Origin of the sequence: Streptomyces sp. NBC_00510, assembly GCA_036013505.1 — a bacterium.
In the GTDB taxonomy this organism is placed as follows: Bacteria; Actinomycetota; Actinomycetes; order Streptomycetales; family Streptomycetaceae; genus Actinacidiphila.
Window position 1 is genome coordinate 8,940,856 of the sequence record CP107851.1, and the last position, 18,784, is coordinate 8,959,639.

Here is an 18,784-nt window from a genome sequence, read left to right on the forward strand (position 1 = left end):
ATTCTTCACGTGGAATATGGCGAATTGTGATTGACCGCGAGGAAAGGCGGGAAGAATGGCCCACCGCTCAGGAACGCTGCTCGTCCCCGTGCCCGGCCTGTCCGGCACGGTGTACCCGGTGGGCACGCGCGTGGCCATCAGCGGACGGGGCTCCGCCGTCGACGCCTTCGTGGACGGCGACTGGCTGCCGCTGTCGTGGTGGGAGTTCGCCGAGGGCCGCAACGACGACGTGTACGAGGGCCCCACCGCCTGACGTCCCTCCCGTGGCCGTGACGCCGCTTCGGCAGCCGTCGCACCGGGACGAGTTGCCCAGCCGGTAGCGGCAACTCTCCCAGCGGGCCATGGAAGTCGGCGTGATCGCGGACCATGACCGGCCCGTGGATGCCGAGTTGGGGGCGCGGGCGCTTCCCTCGGCTGCCGTGACGGCGGCGATCACCACAGGCACCTTCCGGCCACCGGTCAGCGCGCCGCCACGGCCTGTGCGCCCAGCCCCGCGAGCCGCGCCAGACGGCGGTGGGAGTCCAGCAGCGCCGACCGGTCGTAGCCGGCCGTGGTGACCAGTACCTCGTCCGCCCCGGTACGTCCGACCAGGCCCGACAGCGCGGCCGTCACCTCGTCCTCGGTGCCGTGGACGCCCCCCGACAGCGTCCCCTCGAACACGTCGCGCTCGCGCGCCGTCATGGGCCTCGTCAGCACCTCGTCCGGCGGCGCCAGCGGCGGGAATTCGCCGTGCGTACGTGAGTGCGCCAGCGACCAGGCCTCCGACACCAGCAGCCGCCGCGCGGCCTCCGTCGTCTCCGCGACGGACACGGTCGTCGACACCACGACGTACGGCCGCGCCGCCCACGCCGAGGGCCGGAACGCCGCGCGGTAGTCCTCGATCGCCTCCCGCATGCGCTCCTCGCCCCGCACCGCCGCGATCACCAGGGGCAGCCCGAAGGCCGCCGCCGTGGCCGCTCCCGCGCTCGTGGCGAGCACGAACGCCGGGACGCGCATCCCCTCCGGCGGCCGCGCGTGCACCGCGCCGGGGCCCGCCGTGCCGGTGAAGTAACCGAGCAGCTCCGTCAGCAGTTCCTCGAAGTCCCCGGCGGCGTGGGCGTCGCGTCCCAGCGCCCGGCGCACTCCGTCCGTGAAGCCCACCGACCGCCCCAGCCCCATGTCGATCCGCCCGGGGAACAGCGACTCCAGCACCCCGAACTGCTCCGCCACCACCAGCGGCCGGTGGTTGGGCAGCATGACCCCGCCCGTGCCCACCCGGATCCGGGACGTGGCTGCGGCGACCGCCGCGGCCAGCACCGCCGGCGAGGACCCCGCCACGCCCGGCACCCCGTGGTGCTCCGACACCCAGAAGCGCCGGTAGCCCAGTTCCTCGGCGTGCCTTGCCAGCCACACCGTGTCCCGCAACGCCTGCGCGGGCTCGGCGCCCTCGCGGACGGGGGAGCGGTCGAGGATCGAGAACGGAATCGGGGGGAGCTGCGGTGCGATCACCTTTGGTCCAACGCCCACCGCGGCGCGGGATTCCCGGGTGGCGGCGCCCCGGACGCCGCTCAGTCCTCCCGGCGGGCGTACGTCACCATCAGCACGCCGCTCTTGTGCGTCCGCACCTCGGTCACGTCGTACGCCTGCGGGGCGAAACCGCCCGCGAACAGCGGGACACCGGCGCCCGCGACCACGGGGTTGAGCTTGACGACCAGCTCGTCGATCTCCGGGCGCAGCGAGGCCGCCAGCCGGCCGCCCCCGCACAGCCAGATGCCCGCCCCGTCCCGCCGCTTCAGCCCGCGCACGAACTCCAGCGGATCACCGGAGACCAGCTCCACCGCGGGGTCCGGGCTCGCCGTCATGCTCCCGGACACCACGTACTGCCGCAGGTGCGGATAGGGACTGGTCAGCCCGAAGGGCAGCCCCACCTCGTAGGTGGCCCGGCCCATCAGCACCGTGTCGAACCGCCGGTTCGGCGCGTCGGCGATGCCCAGCGGGCCGCGGGCCTGCGCCGGCAGGGTCTCCGGGTACTCGGCGAGGACCGTCTCCATGTGGTCGCCCACGGCCGCGAGGAAGTCGTACTCGCCCTCCGGCCCGGCCACGAAACCGTCGATCGTGGACGCCACGAAATACGTCAGCCTGCGCATGCTTCCCCCCGGTACGCGATGATCGTCGACCGGGGCCAAGGTAGTCCGTGGACGGATCCCACCGCCACGCGATACCCCGGCCCCCGGAGTAGATTCGGTGACGACCCGCGGGGGACGGCGGGGGATGGCGGAGGCTGGGATGACGGAAGCCGCGGGCGCGACGGACCGGGCCGGGACGCTGACGCTGGGCGGGGCGAGCGGGCGATGGGTCCTCGCGGCGGTGGTCCTGGGCTCGGGCATGACCCTCCTCGACGGCACCGTCGTCAACGTCGCCCTCCCGACGATCGGCAAGGAGCTCGGCGCCACGCTCGCCGGCCTCCAGTGGACGATCAACGCCTACACCCTGACCCTCGCCGCGCTCATCCTGCTGGGCGGCTCGCTCGGCGACCGCTTCGGGCGGCGCAAGGTCTTCATGATCGGCACGGTCTGGTTCGCGCTGGCCTCCCTGCTGTGCGGCATCGCCCCCAGCATCGAGGTGCTGATCGCCGCCCGCGCCCTGCAGGGTGTCGGCGGGGCGCTGCTCACCCCCGGGTCGCTGGCCCTGATCCAGGCGTCCTTCGCGTCCCAGGACCGGGCCCGAGCGATCGGCGTGTGGTCGGGCCTGGGCGGCATCGCGGGGGCGCTGGGGCCGCTGCTCGGCGGCTGGCTGGTCGACGCCGTCAGCTGGCGCTGGGTGTTCTTCATCAACCTCCCGCTGGCCGTCCTGGTCATCGCGGTCGCATCCCGGCACGTCCCGGAGAGCCGCGACGAGAGCGTCACCGGCGGCTTCGACGTCGCGGGTGCCGTGCTCGGTGCGGTCGGCCTCGCCGGGGTCACCTACGCCCTGATCTCCGCGGGCGGAAGCCACCCGGACATCGCCGCCGTCTGCGTCTCCGGCGTGGCGGGCCTGGCCGCGTTCGCCGGGTTCGTGGTGACCGAGCGGCGCAGCCCGCACCCGATGCTGCCGCCGAGGCTCTTCTCGAACCGCCAGTTCACCGCCGCGAACCTGGTCACCTTCGCGGTCTACGCGGCGCTCGGCGGCCTGTTCTTCTTCCTGGTGCTCGAGCTGCAGACCGAGGCCGGGTACTCCCCCCTGGCCTCCGGGACGGCGCTGCTGCCCATCACCGTCATCATGCTGGCGCTGTCCGAGCGCGCGGGCCGGCTCGCCGAGCGCATCGGGCCGCGGATCCCCATGACGGTCGGGCCGGCGATCTCCGCCGTCGGCCTGCTGCTGATGCTGCGGATCGGCGCGGACACCTCGTACGTCGCCGACGTCCTGCCCGCGGTGTGCGTCTTCGCCCTGGGCCTGGCGACCACGGTCGCCCCGCTCACCGCCACCGTCCTGGGCGCCGCCGAGGTACGGCTCGCGGGCACCGCGTCCGGGGTGAACAACGCCGTGGCCCGTGCGGCGGGCCTCCTCGCGGTGGCCGCCCTGCCGCTCATGGCCGGGCTCTCCGGCGACGACTACGAGGACCCGGCCGCCTTCGGCCACGGGTTCCGGGTCGCCGTCACGATCTGCGCCGGGATGCTCGTGGTGGGCTCGCTCCTCGCCTGGTTCGGCATCCGCTCCGACGTGCTCCGCGAGACCCCCGAGGAGCCGGCCAAGCCGGCTCCGGCGTGCAAGCACTACTGCGCCATCGGCGCTCCGCCCCTGCAGAGCGGCGAGGAGTCCGCATGCGGGACGGTGACCGGCGGCGGGCCCGACATGCGCAAGGACAGCCCCCCGGCCGGGTGACCCGCGCGACCGGGTCCCGACGGGACCGGGTCAGGAGGGGTCAGTACTCCTCGGACTCCGGTACGAGATGCATCGCGGCCTCCTCGGCGGAGGCGGCCGCCCCGTCGATGCCGATGTCCTGGGCGACCATGCCCTCGGTCTCGTAGTGCGCGCCCTCGTCGGGGGCGACCAGGCGCCCGGCGCGCGGGCCCCCGACCTCGCCGTCGATCAGCTCCCCGTCGGTGTCCCACGCGTCCCCGATGCCGTCCCCGTCGGGGACCGGCAGGTCCGGGAGCTCCTCGGCCAGGCGTTCGTCGAGCGTCTCGCCCTGCAGGCGGCCCGCCGCGGTGATGGCGGGCTTGTTCACCGCCCAGGGCCGCTCCGGCGGTGAGTAGCCCTCGTCGAGAATCTGGTCGACACCGTGGTAGTCCAGGGTGTCCTCGGGCTCCAGCAGCCCGGCGTCGTCCTGTACCTCTGACCCGTCCGGCTGGTAGACCTCGTCACCCATCTCGTTCTCTCGCATGTCCGTCTCCTCGCTCACGCGCCGCCACCGCCTCGGCGCCGTCTCGCGGGCCGCGCGCCCCCTCTTTCCCTCCACACTCTTCCGTCCGGACGCCGATCGCCACCCGGAAGGGTGAAAAAGGTCGGTGCGGGAGCGTTCTTTGGACCTTCACCCGCCGTCCCGCGCCCCCGCCGCCCCGGCCGCGCCACCGTCATCCTTCACGGCGGCCGGGGCGGCGGTCCGAAGACCCGGGCACCGGGGGTCAGCGGCGGGCGGACCGCCGTCCGACGGGACCGAAGTCGTCGTCGCAGTCGAGGCCGGAGAACCCGTGCGCGAAGCCCCTGACCACCCGGAAGGAGGCGGTGGTCTGGGTGCGCGGCGGGCACCGCAGCGTCACGGTGTACCAGCCCGGCCGGGTGTGCTTCGGTACCCGGAAGCTGCCGGCGAGCAGGCCGCCGCGCCTGCCCAGGGGCAGCAGGTTGACCTGGCCGCCGGCTTCGGACTGGCCCTTGGAGTAGGTGGCGTCACGGCCGCAGGCCGTGGTCGTGACCATCAGCCGCATTCCGGGGACGGCGTAGTAGGGGGTGACCCATGCATTGGGGAGGTCGTAGGCAGGGGCCGAGGCGGAGGCGGTGGGAACGGTGAGACCGATGACGGCCGCGGCCATGGCGACGCCGCCAAGAACGCGTGTTGTAGGCATGAGGCAGCTCCAGGTCGAACGGGCAGAGAGAGGAGCGGTCCCAGGACGTCCGCTCCACGCGGAGCAAAACAGCACCGCGTGGGGCCTGCCACCCGAAAGCGGTGCTCACGGCGCCGAAAGCGTCCCCGCGCAGCCCCGGCTCGCCACGTCACCGCAGGTCACGCGCCATGCGGGCGATCGCCCGCGAAAGTGTCCTGCCTTACCCGCAATCAGGTGACGGACCGACAGAGATGTTCTGCCGAAACGAGATTGACGGAGCATCAGAAAATGGGGGCGGTCACGCTTCCTCGTGGAGGCCGATCACCTCACGCAGCGCGTCCCGTGCCTCGTGGGAGCTGCCGCCCTGCTCCAGCAGGGCGGCGGCGATCGCGTCCAGCTTGCGCTGGACGGCGTGCTCGGCGCGGCGTTCGGCGTTCTTGAGCAGGGCGAGCAGCAGCAGGGTGACCGCCGTCATCAGATCCGCGGCGAACAGCTGCCACTTCAAGGGCAGCCCGAGGGCGTGGACGACGAGGAAGCCGGCCACCAGGAGCAGGCAGACGCAGTAGAAGAGCGGCGACGCCGTGAAGTTGGACGTCGCCTCGGCGAGCCGCTCGAACCGGCCCCGCCCGCCTTCCTCGTCGGTCCGCTCCGCCGGATGCCGGAACGTCACGCCGTCCTCCCGGGGGGCTCGTCGACGATGGGCGGTGCGGTGCGCGGGACGTGCTCGGCCGGCCCGCATCCGCGGACCGGCCGGATCCGGTCCGCGGTCAGCAGATGCGCGGCAACTGCTCACCCAGCGGCAGGTCCACCACCCGCGTCCCGCCCAGGCCCGTACGGGCGACGACCATGCCCGCGTGGTCCGCCACGCACTCCCCGATGACGGCCGCGTCCGCGCCCAGTGGATGCGCGCGCATCGCGGCCAGCACCTCCTCGGCCACCGCGCGGGGCACGAAGGCGACGAGCCTGCCCTCGTTGGCGACGTACATCGGGTCCAGGCCCAGCACCGCGCAGGCGTTGGCCACCGCGGGTGGCACGGGCACCGCCCGCTCCTGCAGGACGACACCGACACCCGAGGCGGCCGCGATCTCGTTGAGGGCGGCCGCCAGACCGCCACGCGTCGGGTCGCGCAGCACGTGCACGTCCGTCGTGACGCGGAGCACGGCCTCGACGAGCCCGCCGAGCGCCGCCGTGTCGCTCTCGATCTCGACCCCGAACTCCAGGCCCTCGCGCACGCTCATCACGGCGACGCCGTGCGCCCCGATCTCCCCGCTGACGATGACCACGTCGCCCGGCGCCGCACGCTGCGGACGGATGTCGACACCGTCGGGGATCAGGCCGATGCCGGCGGTGTTGACGTACAGCCCGTCGCCGTGGCCGGCCTCGACGACCTTGGTGTCACCGGTGACGACCTCCACCCCCGCGGTGCGCGCGGCCGCGCCGAGCGCCTCGGCGACCCGCGCCACCAGCGGCATCTCCACCCCCTCCTCCAGGATGAAGCCGCAGGAGAGGTAGGCGGCCCTGGCCCCGCTCATCGCCAGGTCGTTGACCGTGCCGTTGACGGCGAGGTCGCCGATGCTGCCGCCGGGGAAGAACAGCGGCCGCACCACGTACGAGTCGGTGGAGAACGCCAGCCGGGCCCCGCCCAGCGTAACGGCCGCGGAGTCGGCGAGCCCGGCCAGCACCTCGCCGCCGAAGGCGGGGGCGAAGACGTACCGGACGAGTTCCGCGGACAGCGCGCCCCCGCCGCCGTGGCCCATCACCACCCGCGGCTGGTCGCGCAGCGGCGCCGGGCAGGTCCAGCCGGAGAAGTCCGGGGCGGCGAGGGTCTCTGCGATGTCAGCCAACGGGGCTCGCCTCCAGGGGTGCGCTGGTCCCGCCGAGCCGGCGGTAGAGGTAGTACGCGGCGCAGGCCCCCTCGCTGGAGACCATCGTGGCGCCCAGAGGCGTGCGGGGCGTGCAGACACCGCCGAACGCCTCGCACTCGTGCGGCTTGATCAGGCCCTGCAGGACCTCGCCGCTGCGGCAGGCGGCCGGCTCCCGCGTGGTGATGCCCGTGACGGAGAACCGGTGCTCGGCGTCGTACTCCCGGTACCGCTCCGACAGCCGCCATCCGCTGTCGGGGATGACGCCGATGCCGCGCCAGGCGCGGTCGGTGACCTCGAAGACGTCCGCGAGCATCGCCTTCGCCGCCGGGTTGCCCTCCGGGCGCACGGCGCGGGGGTAGGCGTTCTCCACCCGGTACTCGCCGCGCTCCAGCTGGCGCACCGCGCGGCGCACGCCCTCCAGGATGTCCAGCGGCTCGAAGCCGGTGACGACGATCGGCACACCGAACCCGTCCGCCAGCTCCGGGTACTCCTCCGTCCCCATCACGCTGCACACATGACCGGCCGCCAGGAACCCCTGCACGCGGCAGTCCGACGAGCGCATGATCGCCTCGATCGCCGGGGGGACGCGGACGTGGGACACCAGCAGGCTGAAGTTGGCGATGCCGAGCTTCCGGGCCTGGTACACCGTCATCGCGTTGGGCGGGGCGGTGGTCTCGAAGCCGATGCCGAAGAAGACGACCTCGCGGTCCGGGTTCTCCCGGGCGATCCGCAGCGCGTCCAGCGGGGAGTAGACGACGCGCACGTCACCGCCCTCGCCGCGGACGCCGAAGAGGTCGCGTCCGGTGCCGGGGACGCGGAGCATGTCGCCGAAGGAGCAGAAGATCACCCCGGGGCGGGAGGCGATCTCCAGTGCCTTGTCGATGACCTCCAGCGGGGTCACGCAGACCGGGCAGCCGGGGCCGTGGATGAGCTCCACCTGCTTCGGCAGGAGCTGGTCGATGCCGTGCCGGATGATGGTGTGGGTCTGGCCGCCGCACACCTCCATCAGCGCCCAGGGCCTGGTCACGGTCGCGTGGATGTCGTCCAGCAGTCTCCGGGCCAGCTCCGGGTCCTGGAACTCGTCGATGTACTTCACCGCTCCGCCTCCGCCGTCGTTCCCGCCTCGGCGGCCGCCTGCTGCCAGGGGTCGCCGAACTCCTCCTCCAGCAGCCCGAGGTTCCCGAAGAGGGCGAGCGTCTGCCGCGCCGACTCCTCGTCCAGCCGCTGCAACGCGAAGCCGACGTGGACGATGGCGTACTCGCCGACCTGGAGGTCGGGCAGGTACTCCAGGCACACGTCCTTCACCACGCCGCCGAAGTCGACGACCGCCATCTTGGTGCCGTCCCGTTCCTCGATCTCCAGCACCTTGCCGGGTACCGCCAGGCACATCAGCTGTCTCCTCGCTGTGGGTGGGGGTCCGTGGGGCCGCCGCGTGCGGCGACGACCAACTGGCCGAGCGCCAGGCCTCCGTCGTTGGGCGGTACGAGCCGGTGGCGCAGCACCGTGAACCCGTCCTCGCGCAGGTCCCGAGCGCACGCGGAGGACAGCAGAGCGTTGGCGAAGACGCCGCCGCTGAGCGCCACCGTCGTGGTGCCCTGCGCCTCCCGTACGGCCGCGCACACCCGGCGCACCAGGTCGGCCACCGCCCGGTGGAAGCGCCCGGCGACCACCCCGGCGGGCACGCCCGCGTGCAGGTCGGCGACGACGGCCGCCAGCACCGGGCCCGGGTCGCAGGCGGTCGCTCCGTCGGCGCCGGCGCCGATGCGCAGCGTGAAGGAGTAGCCCTCCGCGGGCAGTTGGCCCGCCGCCACCGCCGCGGCCTCCAGCTCGACGGCGGCCTGCGCCTCGTACCCCGCTTCGTGACACACCCCGGCCAGCGAGGCGACGGCGTCGAAGAGCCGGCCCATGCTGGAGGTCGGGACGCAGTGCAGCCCCCGCTCCAACTGGGTTGCCAGCAGCGCCCGTTCGTCCTCCGGGCAGGCGGCCGTGCACGGCAGTTCCGGCGCCCAGGGCAGACCGGCCGCCCGCAGATGCGCCAGCGCCATCCGGTAGGGGCGGCGCACCGCCGCGTCCCCGCCGGGCAGCGGCACGTACGCCAGGTGCGCGGGCCGCCGGAAGCCGTCGTAGTCGGCGAGCAGGAACTCACCGCCCCACACCGCGCCGTCGTCGCCGTGGCCCGTCCCGTCGAAGGCGACGCCGATCACCGGGCGCGTCCCGTCCAGCCCCGCCTCGGCCATCGCCGCCGCGACGTGCGCGTGGTGGTGCTGCACCTGCCGCAGCGGCCGCTCGCCCGCGGAGCGCCGTGCCCAGCCCACCGAGCGGTAGCCGGGGTGCCGGTCCGCAGCCAGGAGCACGGGCCTGACCCCGGTGATCTCCTCCAACTGGCGTTCGGCGGCCGTGAAGGCGGTCAGCGTCGCCAGGTCGTCCATGTCGCCGACGTGGGCCGACAGCCAGGCGTGCCGTCCCTCGCCCACGCAGAAGGTGTTCTTCAGGTCGCCGCCTACGGCGAGCGCCGGCGCCACCTGCACGGGCAGGGGTACCGGGAAGGGCGCGTAGCCGCGCGAGCGCCGCACGGGCAGTTCCTCGCCGTCGCAGATCCGCACCACCGAGTCGTCGCACGGCACATGGATGGGCCGGTCGTGCGTCAGCCACGCGTCGGCCAGGCCCGCCAGACGTTCCAGGGCCTGCTCGTCGTCGGTGACGATGGGCTCCCCGCCCAGGTTGCCGCTGGTCATCACGAGCAGCCGGGGCCCCGGGGGATCGCCCGGCAGTCCCAGCAGCAGATGGTGGATCGGCGTGTACGGCAGCATGACCCCGAGGTCGGCGACCCGCGGCGCCACGGCCTCCGCGACCTCGCGCACCCCCGCGCGCCGGCGCAGCAGGACGATCGGCCGGCGTGTGCCGGTCAGCAACTCCCGCTCCGCCGGGCCGACGTGGGCCAGCCGCTCCACGTCCGCGACGTCCCGCGCCATCAGGGCGAACGGCTTGTCGCCGCGGTCCTTGCGGGCCCGCAGCAGCCGCACGCTCTCCTCGTTGCCCGCGTCGCAGGCCAGGTGGTAGCCGCCCAGGCCCTTCACCGCGACGATCGCGCCCACCGCCAGCAGCCGCCGTGCCTCCGTGAGCGGTTCGCCCTGCCATGTCGTGCCGTCCGCGCCGTCCGTGCCTTCCGCGCCGGGCACGACCAGCCGCAGCCGGGGACCGCAGTCGTGGCAGGAGACGGGCTGAGCGTGGAAGCGGCGGTCGGCGGGGTCCTCGTACTCGTCCCGGCACGTCGCGCACATCGGGAACCGGGCCATCGTGGTGTGGGGCCGGTCGTACGGCAGGCCGGTGACGATCGTGAAGCGCGGCCCGCAGTGCGTGCAGGTGATGAACGGGTGCCGGTGGCGGCGGTCGGCGGGGTCGCGCAGCTCGGCCAGGCACGCCTCGCAGGTGGCGGTGTCGGGGGAGACCAGGGTGCGGGAGGCCGCGTCGCCGGGGCGCGAGGGGCTGATGGTGAAGTCCGTGCCGCCCGCGAGGGGGAGCAGATGATGGTGCACCGACTCCACCACCGCCAGCGGCGGCGCTTCGGAGCCGATCCGTGTGCAGAAGGACGCCACGGCGCCGGGGGCGCCCTCGACCTCGGCGACCACCCCGTCGCCGGTGTTGCCGACGTGGCCCGCGAGCCCCAGCTCACGGGCCAGACCGAACACGAACGGCCGGAAGCCGACTCCCTGCACGACCCCCCGGACCAGCACCCTGCGGCGCTGCGCGGTCCGGGCCGCGGGCCCCGGCTGACCCGGCATCAGTGCGTGTGGCCCACGGAGTGGGTGTGCCCGGCGGCGTCCTGGTGCGGGTGTTCGTGCGGGTGCGCATGGGTGTGCCCGTGCGCGTGGCCGTTCTCCACGGCGGTGCGCGCCATCACCGGACGGTGCACAGCGGCCCCCGCGTGCACGGCCAGCGCCCGCTCCAGCAGCACGCCCGCGCCGTCGCCGTCCCGTGTGGACGTGACGAGCACCTCCACGCCCGGGTTCACCTGGGCGACGGCCGCCAGGAAGGCCGCCTCGTCGAAGCCGACCGCCTCGGCGATGTCGTATTTCGTCACGATCACCAGATGCGCCAGGCCGAAGGCCGTCGGATACTTCAGCGGCTTGTCCTCGCCCTCGGTGACCGAGGCCAGCACCACGCGCAGTGACTCGCCGAGATCGTACGAGGCGGGGCAGACGAGGTTGCCGACGTTCTCCACGAACAGCAGGTGCGTGCCCTCCGGCAGCCAGGAGTCCACCTGCGACCGCACCATCGCCGACTCCAGGTGGCACAGCCCGTCGGTGAGCACCTGCCGCACCGGGGCACCGGAGCGGGCCAGCCGGGTCGCGTCGTTCTCGGTGGCGAGGTCGGCGGTGAGCGCCGCCACCGGCACCCCCCGCAGCCGGGCCAGCCCCAGTTCCGACTCCAGCAGAGCCGTCTTGCCGCTGCCCGGGCTCGACAGCAGGTTCACCATGACGGTCCCGCGTGCGGCGAGTTCCCGGCGCAGGTCCTGTGCGCCGCGGTCGTTCCTGGCGAGCACGGACTGCCGCAGATCTGTCACTTTGCACATGGTCCTCAGCGCTCCTCGGGGAGTGTGGCGGCCGGCCGGCGCTGCGCGGCCCACCGCACCTCGGTGATCCGCAGTTCACGGCCGGACAGCAGCTCCGTCGCCGCGCTGTCACAGCCGGGACAGGTCAGCCGCGGGGGCATGCCGGTGGGCCAGTCCCGCGCGCAGCGCGCGCAGCGGGCCCGGCCGGGGACGGTCTCGGTGGTGAGGGCCGCGCCCTCCAGTACGGTGCCGGTGCAGGCGAGGTCGAAGCTGAAGGCGAGGGCGTCCGCCACGACGCCGGCGAGTTCGCCGACCTCCAGGTGGACGGACTCCGCGGAGGGCGCCGCCCCCGTGCCGTCCGCGAGCCGGGCGGCGGCCTCCTCGACCTGCTCCACCACCGCCACTGCGATGGACATCTCGTGCATCGGTCTCTTCTCCGGTGTGCGGGTGCCGGCCGGGCCCCGGCTGCCGTCGCGCCCGGTGGGCGGTGCCGGCGGCTGACGCGGCTCATTGAAAGCCCGGCGCCCGGGGCACCCGGTCCGCCACGCCGCCGGGCCGGCGACGGCCTACCCGTTCGGCCTCACATGGACCGGATGTGCAGGTAGCGCTTCACGTCGGGCAGGACGCGGGACAAGGCGAGGGCGGCCACGGCCGCGCCCACCGCGCTCAGGGCGATCTTCCACATGGCGGGGTGCTCCTTTCTGCTCGTTGCCGGGATCTGTGGTCGCGGCGGGCCGGTCAGGCCACCGCGTGCGGGTCCGCGGGCCGGTCGCACTCCTCGCCGACGACCCGCAGCACCAGGCGCACGGCCTCGTCCACGGCGGCGGCCACGGGAGCGCTCAGACCGATGCCCTCCTCCAGGCAGGCCGGCTCGCAGCCCACCACCAGGACCCGGGAGGGCCTGGGGGCACCCGTCCCGGCGCTGAGGGTGTCGAGCAGCGCCAGTACGGTGTCCGGGGTCATCCGGTGCCCGTCCACGAGGGCCTCGCCCGGGCCGTCGCCGCCGGGCGGCGGAGCCTCGATGAGGTGCAGCGTGCCGGGGGAGCCGCCGCGCGCGACGGCGTCGACGAGGACCACGCTGCGGTACCCGTCGAGGAGCTGGTAGGCCAGGTGCACGCCCCGCACGCCGGTGTCGGTGACATGGACGCCGTCGGGCAGCGGGTGCCCGGACAACCGGCGCACCACTTCGACGCCGAAGCCGTCGTCGCCCAGGAAGATGTTGCCGATGCCGGCGACCAGCACACCGCCCGTGCTCACACGTCCTCCAGGGGAGCGAGTTCGTCGGGCTGGAAGTACAGGAAGCGGCCCTGTTCACGGCGGATCTCCGCGCCGGGGTCGCCGTCGACGGTGACCGCGAGGTGCACCCCGCCGTCCACGTCGTGCAGCACCGCCTCCACCTGGGCGCTGCGCCCGTGCAGGAACAGGTCCTGTGCGTCGGTGCGCCGCCGTCCCGGCTGCAGTACGACCCGGCTGCCCGCGGCCACCCAGGTGTCACCGACCATCACGCGGTCCCGGGCCGGGTCGACCGAGGCGTCGGCGCCGGGGTCCCACCAGGGGGTCTCGGGAACCGCGACGGGCGGGCCTGCCGGAGCGGTGACCTCGCGCAGCGCGCGCACGGCCCCGTGCAGACGCTCCATCACCTCCGGCGGCATGGACTCGGCCAGGTCGATCACCGCGGCGGCCCGGTCGTCGGTACCGCGCGCCTGCCGCTTCTCCTCGTCGGTGAGGGAGGCGGTGCGCAGCGCCAGGATCTCGTCGATCTCGGTGGCGTCGTAGAGCGCCCCCGGGCTCTCCGGGGCGATCCGCGGATGGTCCTCCAGGATGATGGGGGAGGAGAGCACCACGTTCGCCGCGCCGTGGTCGCCCGCCAGCACCGGCCAGGTGTTCTCGTTGCGGCACTCGGCGACGGCGGCCTTCGCCCACTCCGGCGGGTCCGTCATCGACACGAAGTAGCCGGAGGTCAGACCCAGCATCAGATGGGCCGAGACCAGCGAGTGCGGCAGCGCCTCCTCCCGGCTGGAGGCCAGGGCGGACCCGGTGTTCTCCGCGACGGCGGTGAGCCTCAGCACCCGGTAGGGGCCGGGCAGTTCCTCGGCGGAGATCCGCAGGACCCCCTCCAGGCGTGCCCGGCGGCGCAGGACACGCCCGGTGGGGGTGCCGTCGGCGCCGGTGACGATCTCGCTCTCCTCCGTCGCGGGGACGGTGAAGGGCAGGACGACGTCCTCGGCGGTCAGCGCCGCGATGTCGACGGACACCTCGACGCGTTCCTCCACGCCCTCGTCCCACGGGACCAGCACCCGGTCCGGCAGCTGGAGTTCGTCGGTGGGCTCGAACCCGCCGTCGATCAGGATCCGTTCCACCGTGCGCCGCTGGGCGTGCAGGAAGCGCAGCTCCGCGTGGAGCGCGGCGTCCGCGCGCGGCTCCATGAGGATCTGGGTCCGCTGGAGGACGGGTTCGCCGGACGCGTCCGCCCACACCGGGGGCACGAGCACCCCGAACTGCCAGCGCATCCGGTTCTTCGCCGAGGACGCCCGGTACGGGTAGAGAACGTAGCCCTCGAACAGGACGGCGTCGGCGGCCTGACGGGCCGTCGCGAAGCGTTCCGTGGCGGCCGTCACCGGGCGGCACCCCCCGCCGGGGCGGCGGCGCCGGCGAGCAGGGCCTCGACGGTGGCCTCCCAGGAGGGCAGCGCGTGCGCGCTGCGGAAGGACCGCAGCGACTCCAGCGCCGTACGCGGGAGCCGGATCCAGCCGCACCCCGGGAAGTGGGCGTCGATGGTCTCGCGCCACACCGCCACCGGCATGCGGCATACGGCCTCCTTGTCCCAGGGCACCGGCTGCACCTGGAAGCCGGCCGGGCCGAGGAAGGCGGTGCCGGAGAAGAGCAGCAGCAGCGGCGCCTCGCCGTCCTCCAGGGCCTCGAAGTACTTCGTCGAGGCGACGTCCATGTCGTAGGTGCACGGCACCGGCAGGTCCACCTCGGTCTCGCCGGTGAAGCCCGGCACCATCAGCGACACCTGGGCGAACTGCATCGGCTGCAGCGTGCTGCCCCACCGCTCGCGCTCGCCGAACAGGTCGCCGAGGCCCTGCGCCTCGGCGTCGCCGTACGCCCGCTGCGCCGGTTCGATGCGCAACTGGCAGCGCAGCGCGAGGGCGTGCACCCGTTCCCCACCGGGGGCGGTGATGCGCAGCCGGAAGACCAGCGTCGGTCCGGCGGCGTACCGGTCCGCTCGTACGCCCGTGCAGGCGAAGTCCAGCTCGGTCACGTCGGCAACCCCTCCCGCGGCACCGGTGCGGCCCGCTGTCGTACGTCGTCGAAGAAGGCGGCCAGTTCGGCGCGGGCGCCGGAACCGCCGTCGAACCCCTGCCAGTTCAGGCGCAGCCGGCCCACCAGCTCGTAGGCGCGGTCGATCGGGAGGAGGAAGCACTCGCCGCCGTCGCCCCCGTCGCCGTCCCGGCGGACCAGCAGCGCCTCCACGTCCGGCCGCAGCGCGGCCGCCAGTGGCGAGTCGCCGAACACCGCCCGCCAGGTGCCGGGGTCGACCTCGCTCTCGGTGGCGCCGGCCGGGCTCGGGTAGAGGACCACCGGCCGGTCGAGCACCGAGTTGTGGAAGAAGAAGGCGACCGAGACGGGGATGCGCAGCCGCTGCCAGGAGGCCGTGCCGGGCACCGAGCCCGGGTCGCCGAGCACCCGGTCGGGCACGGAGGCGAAGCGGCCACCGCCGGCGCCGGGCCGTTCGAAGAGCAGCGCGCACGGCACGCAGGCGCAGGACAGCGCGCGCTTGCCGGTGTCGACCAGGTGCCGGTGGGGGCCCGTCAGCTCCACCCCGCACAGCTCGCAGCGCTCGACCGCGGGCTGGCGGGGCGCCACGAAACGGCGCAGTCCGGCCGCGGGGGTCCGCGGGCTCACGGCGCCCCCGGCGGACGGTTGCCGATCTGCAGCAGCGCCGGTTCGCCCGCCGCCGGGCCGGAGCGCGGCATCTCGACCACCGTCACCTCGGGCGCGAAGCAGGACAGCGCGGCCTCGATGCGCTGCCGGGTGGCGTCCATGGTGCTGGGGCAGCCGCAGCCGCCGTCCTCGCGGGCGTTCAGCCGCAGCGTGCCGGTATCGGGGTCGAAGTGCTCGATGCCCACCGTCGCCCCGGCGCGCGCCGCTTCCACGGCGCGGCCGACCCGGGTGAGGGTGTCCTCGGGGTGCAGGTCGTGCAGGGTCAGCAGACCCGCCACCATCTCGTCGGCGATCAGCACGGCGAGCGGGTCGGCCGTGCCGTTCTTGAGGAGCGTGACGGCGCGGGTCAGGCCCGCGCCGTAGAACTCCATGAGGGTGCGCACCAGTTCCTCGGCGGCGCGTGCCGTCTCGCCGTCGCCGGAGGCCGCGAACGCGTCGAGGATCTCCTCGACGCGCCGCGCCGTCTGCTCCGCGCTCATCCGGCCATGCCGCTCAGACCGGTGGGGACGTGGAGCTTCTCCACGGTGCGCCCGCCGCCGACGTACATGTGGACGCCGCACGGCAGACACGGGTCGAAGCTGCGCACGGTCCGCATGATGTCGATGCCCTTGAAGTTCTCCGGGGAGTTCTCCTCGAAGATCGGGGTGTTCTGCACCGCGTCCTCGTACGGGCCCGGGGTGCCGTAGGTGTCGCGCACGCTGGCGTTCCACGGGGTGGGCGGGTACGGGTGGTAGTTGGCGATCTTGCCGTCGCGGATGACCATGTGGTGCGAGAGCACACCGCGCACGGCCTCGGTAAAGCCCACGCCGATGCTCTCGTCCGGGACCTCGAACTTCTCCCAGGTCTGGGTGCGGCCGGCGCGGACCTCGTCCAGCGCCTTCTCGCAGAAGTACAGGGCGCAGGCGGCGGAGTAGGCCTGGAAGTAGGTGCGGGCCCGGTTGCGCTCCAGGGCGTTGCTCCACTGCGGGATCTTCCACTCGAAGGTGGTCTCCGGCTTGGTCAGCGTCCTGGGCAGGTTGATCACCACGCTGTGCCCGGTGGCCTTCACGTACCCCATGTCGACCAGGCCGTTGAGCGCGGTGGACCACAGGCGGGCGAGCGGGCCGCCGCCGGTGTCCAGCGCCAGGTAGTCCTTGCCGTCGAACCAGCGCGGGGACATCACCCAGCTGTACTTGTCGTCGAAGTCGCGCTTCTGGGGCGCGGGGATGGTGTGCTGGTTCCACGGGTGCCGCGGGTCGACCGGGTTGCCGAGCGGGTCGTGGGTGACGAACTGCTCCTGGCCCTCCCAGTCCTGGTAGTAGGAGCTGCCCAGCAGGATGCGGATGCCCAGGTTGATCTGCGTGAGGTCGTTGGTGACCAGCTTCCCGTCCACCACGATGCCGGGGGAGACGAACATCTTCCGTCCCCAGTCGGTCATGTTGGCGTAAGTGAAGTCGCAGTGGTCCGGGTCGTTGAGGGCGCCCCAGCAGCCGAGCATGATGCGGCGGCGGCCGACCTCCTCGTAGCCGGGCAGGGCCTCGTAGAAGAAGTCGAAGAGGTCGTCATGGAGCGGCACGACGCGCTTCATGAACTCCACGTACCGCATCAGCCGGGTGAGGTAGTCGGTGAACAGCTGCACCGACGCGATGGTGCCGACGCCGCCCGCGTAGAGGGTGGAGGGGTGGACGTGCCGGCCCTCCATCAGGCAGAACATCTCGCGGGTGTACCGGCTGACCTGCAGCGCCTCGCGGTAGAACTCGCCCTCGAGCGGGTTGAGGGAGCGCATGATGTCGCCGATGGTGCGGTAGCCGTGCTCGGCGGCGTGTGGGGCCTCGGTGCGGTTGGCCTGCTCCAGGACGCCCGGGTTGGTCTCGCGGACCATCTTCTCGCAGTAGTCGACCCCGACCAGGTTCTCCTGGAAGATGTTGTGGTCGAACATGTACTCCGCGGACTCGCCGAGGTTGATGATCCACTCGCCGAGGTGCGGCGGCTTCACCCCGTACGCCATGTTCTGCGTGTAGACCGAGCAGGTGGCGTGGTTGTCGCCGCAGATGCCGCAGATCCGGCTGGTGATGAAGTGCGCGTCGCGGGGGTCCTTGCCCCGCATGAAGACGCTGTAGCCGCGGAAGACCGACGAGGTGCTGTAACACTCCGCGACGCGCTTCTGCTTGAAGTCGATCTTCGTGTGGATGCCGAGGCTGCCCACGATCCGGGTGATCGGATCCCAGGACATCTCCATCAGGCCACTGCCGTCTCCGGCCGTCTTCGTCTTCGGAGCCATGGTGTGTGCGTGCCCTTCGTCAAGCGGGGGAGTGGGATGGTCAGTGGCCGGGGCGGTGCCGTGAGGTCACCAGGGCGCCTTGTAGCCGGTGGTGAGCTTCCGGCCGGTGTGACGCCACTTGGGCTCCTTGTCCACGGTCCTGGCCGTGATGGACCGCAGCCGCCGGATCGCCGCGCCGTACGCGCCGCTGGCGGTGCTGGACAGCCGCGCGCCGGGGGGTTCGTCCATGAACGGCATGAACATGTCCGGGAAGCCGGGCATGGTGCAGGCGATGCAGATGCCGCCGACGTTGGGGCAGCCGCCGATGCCGTCCATCCAGCCGCGCTTGGGGACGTTGCACTTCACGACCGGGCCCCAGCAGCCGATCTTCACCAGGCACTGCGGCGAGTCGTAGCGGTCGGCGAACTGCCCCTGCTCGTAGTAGCCCGCCCGGTCGCAGCCCTCGTGCACGGTCGCGCCGAACAGCCAGGCCGGGCGCAGCTTGTCGTCCAGCGGGATCATCGGCGCGGAGCCGGCCGCCTGGTAGAGCAGGTACGTCAGCGTCTCGGCGAAGTTGTCCGGCTGGATGGGGCAGCCGGGCACGCAGACGATCGGGATGCCCGCCTTGGACTTCCACTCCCAGCCCAGGTAGTCCGGCACGCCCATGGCGCCGGTCGGGTTGCCCTCCATGGCGTGGATGCCCCCGTAGGTGGCACACGTGCCGATGGCGACCACGGCCAGGGCCTTGGGCGCGAGCCGGTCGATCCACTCGCTGGTGGTGATCGGCTGGCCCGTCTCGGGGTTGTCGCCGAAACCGCACCAGTAGCCCTCCGCCTTGATCGCCTCGTTGGGGACGGACCCCTCGACGACCAGGACGAACGGCTCGATCTCGCCGCGTTCGGCCTTGAAGAACCACTCGATGAAGGTGTCGGCGCCCCCGACCGGACCGCACTCGAAGTCGATCAGCGGCCAGTGCACCTGGATCTTGGGGAGCCCGGGAAGGCCGCCCAGGACGATCTCCTCGATGCTGGGCAACGTCGCGGCGGTCAGCGACACCGAGTCGCCGTCGCAACTGAGCCCCGCGTTGATCCAGAGAATGTGGATCGGGGCCTGCTCGTCCCCGGCTGCCGGGGTACGCGCGGCGTCGTTCTTGGTCGAAGCAGTCGCATCCATCGGGATG

The 18,784-nt window shown here is 73.2% G+C and carries 20 protein-coding genes; 2 read left to right on the forward strand and 18 right to left on the reverse strand.

Going from position 1 to position 18,784, the window contains the following annotated elements:
* Positions 1-55: 55 nt before the first annotated feature.
* Positions 56-253: a hypothetical protein gene (locus OG937_40775; GenBank protein ID WUD77597.1), complete on the forward strand. Its 198-nt coding sequence runs from the start codon at positions 56-58 to the stop codon at positions 251-253.
* 206 nt (positions 254-459) lie between these two features.
* Here OG937_40775 and OG937_40780 read toward each other — a convergent pair whose 3' ends face one another.
* Together OG937_40780 and OG937_40785 are read right to left on the reverse strand one after the other, a co-directional pair.
* A complete protein-coding gene (locus tag OG937_40780) occupies positions 460-1,488 on the reverse strand; it encodes an MsnO8 family LLM class oxidoreductase (protein WUD77598.1) in 1,029 nt (342 codons plus the stop codon).
* A gap of 59 nt (positions 1,489-1,547) precedes the next feature.
* Positions 1,548-2,126 (reverse strand): dihydrofolate reductase family protein, encoded by a 579-nt coding sequence (locus tag OG937_40785; protein ID WUD77599.1) that lies wholly within the window; start codon positions 2,124-2,126, stop codon positions 1,548-1,550.
* A 139-nt stretch (positions 2,127-2,265) separates the two neighbouring features.
* Between OG937_40785 and OG937_40790 the strand changes: the two genes are divergently transcribed.
* Entirely contained in the window at positions 2,266-3,840 is a 1,575-nt protein-coding gene (locus OG937_40790) for an MFS transporter (protein WUD77600.1), read from the forward strand.
* A 40-nt stretch (positions 3,841-3,880) separates the two neighbouring features.
* Here the strand turns inward: OG937_40790 and OG937_40795 are convergent, their stop codons facing one another.
* The 16 genes from OG937_40795 to OG937_40870 form a co-directional block, all read right to left on the reverse strand.
* Positions 3,881-4,342: a DUF5709 domain-containing protein gene (locus OG937_40795; GenBank protein WUD77601.1), complete on the reverse strand. Its 462-nt coding sequence runs from the start codon at positions 4,340-4,342 to the stop codon at positions 3,881-3,883.
* Positions 4,343-4,583: 241 nt separating this feature from the next.
* The gene (locus OG937_40800) at positions 4,584-5,021 is read right to left on the reverse strand and encodes a sortase (GenBank protein WUD77602.1); all 438 of its coding nucleotides are present in this window, start codon (positions 5,019-5,021) and stop codon (positions 4,584-4,586) included.
* A gap of 277 nt (positions 5,022-5,298) precedes the next feature.
* On the reverse strand, positions 5,299-5,670 hold the full coding sequence (locus OG937_40805) for a low affinity iron permease family protein (protein ID WUD77603.1): 372 nt from the start codon (positions 5,668-5,670) through the stop codon (positions 5,299-5,301).
* Positions 5,671-5,767: 97 nt separating this feature from the next.
* Positions 5,768-6,781: a hydrogenase expression/formation protein HypE gene (gene hypE / locus OG937_40810; GenBank protein WUD79036.1), complete on the reverse strand. Its 1,014-nt coding sequence runs from the start codon at positions 6,779-6,781 to the stop codon at positions 5,768-5,770.
* A 55-nt stretch (positions 6,782-6,836) separates the two neighbouring features.
* Positions 6,837-7,961, reverse strand: coding sequence for a hydrogenase formation protein HypD (hypD, locus tag OG937_40815; GenBank protein WUD77604.1), 1,125 nt, complete (start codon positions 7,959-7,961; stop codon positions 6,837-6,839).
* Entirely contained in the window at positions 7,958-8,254 is a 297-nt protein-coding gene (locus OG937_40820) for a HypC/HybG/HupF family hydrogenase formation chaperone (protein WUD77605.1), read from the reverse strand. Before OG937_40820 ends, hypD begins: the two co-directional genes overlap by 4 nt.
* Positions 8,254-10,647, reverse strand: a complete 2,394-nt coding sequence (gene hypF, locus OG937_40825) for a carbamoyltransferase HypF (protein ID WUD77606.1) — start codon at positions 10,645-10,647, stop codon at positions 8,254-8,256. The genes OG937_40820 and hypF overlap by 1 nt, the downstream gene beginning before the upstream one ends.
* Positions 10,647-11,438, reverse strand: coding sequence for a hydrogenase nickel incorporation protein HypB (gene hypB, locus OG937_40830; protein WUD77607.1), 792 nt, complete (start codon positions 11,436-11,438; stop codon positions 10,647-10,649). Before hypB ends, hypF begins: the two co-directional genes overlap by 1 nt.
* Positions 11,439-11,443: 5 nt before the next feature.
* Positions 11,444-11,842 (reverse strand): hydrogenase maturation nickel metallochaperone HypA, encoded by a 399-nt coding sequence (locus tag OG937_40835; protein ID WUD77608.1) that lies wholly within the window; start codon positions 11,840-11,842, stop codon positions 11,444-11,446.
* 313 nt (positions 11,843-12,155) lie between these two features.
* Entirely contained in the window at positions 12,156-12,674 is a 519-nt protein-coding gene (locus OG937_40840; GenBank protein WUD77609.1) for a hydrogenase maturation protease, read from the reverse strand.
* Entirely contained in the window at positions 12,671-14,035 is a 1,365-nt protein-coding gene (locus OG937_40845; GenBank protein WUD77610.1) for a hypothetical protein, read from the reverse strand. Before OG937_40845 ends, OG937_40840 begins: the two co-directional genes overlap by 4 nt.
* The gene (locus OG937_40850) at positions 14,032-14,682 is read right to left on the reverse strand and encodes a DUF6084 family protein (protein ID WUD77611.1); all 651 of its coding nucleotides are present in this window, start codon (positions 14,680-14,682) and stop codon (positions 14,032-14,034) included. Before OG937_40850 ends, OG937_40845 begins: the two co-directional genes overlap by 4 nt.
* Complete coding sequence (locus OG937_40855) at positions 14,679-15,326, reverse strand: DUF5947 family protein (GenBank protein ID WUD77612.1); 648 nt, start codon at positions 15,324-15,326, stop codon at positions 14,679-14,681. The genes OG937_40850 and OG937_40855 overlap by 4 nt, the downstream gene beginning before the upstream one ends.
* A complete protein-coding gene (locus OG937_40860) occupies positions 15,323-15,844 on the reverse strand; it encodes a hypothetical protein (protein ID WUD77613.1) in 522 nt (173 codons plus the stop codon). The genes OG937_40855 and OG937_40860 overlap by 4 nt, the downstream gene beginning before the upstream one ends.
* Positions 15,841-17,625, reverse strand: coding sequence for a nickel-dependent hydrogenase large subunit (locus OG937_40865; GenBank protein WUD77614.1), 1,785 nt, complete (start codon positions 17,623-17,625; stop codon positions 15,841-15,843). The genes OG937_40860 and OG937_40865 overlap by 4 nt, the downstream gene beginning before the upstream one ends.
* Before the next feature lie 66 nt (positions 17,626-17,691).
* Positions 17,692-18,777 (reverse strand): hydrogenase expression protein HypE, encoded by a 1,086-nt coding sequence (locus OG937_40870; protein ID WUD77615.1) that lies wholly within the window; start codon positions 18,775-18,777, stop codon positions 17,692-17,694.
* Between the last annotated feature and the right edge of the window lie 7 nt (positions 18,778-18,784).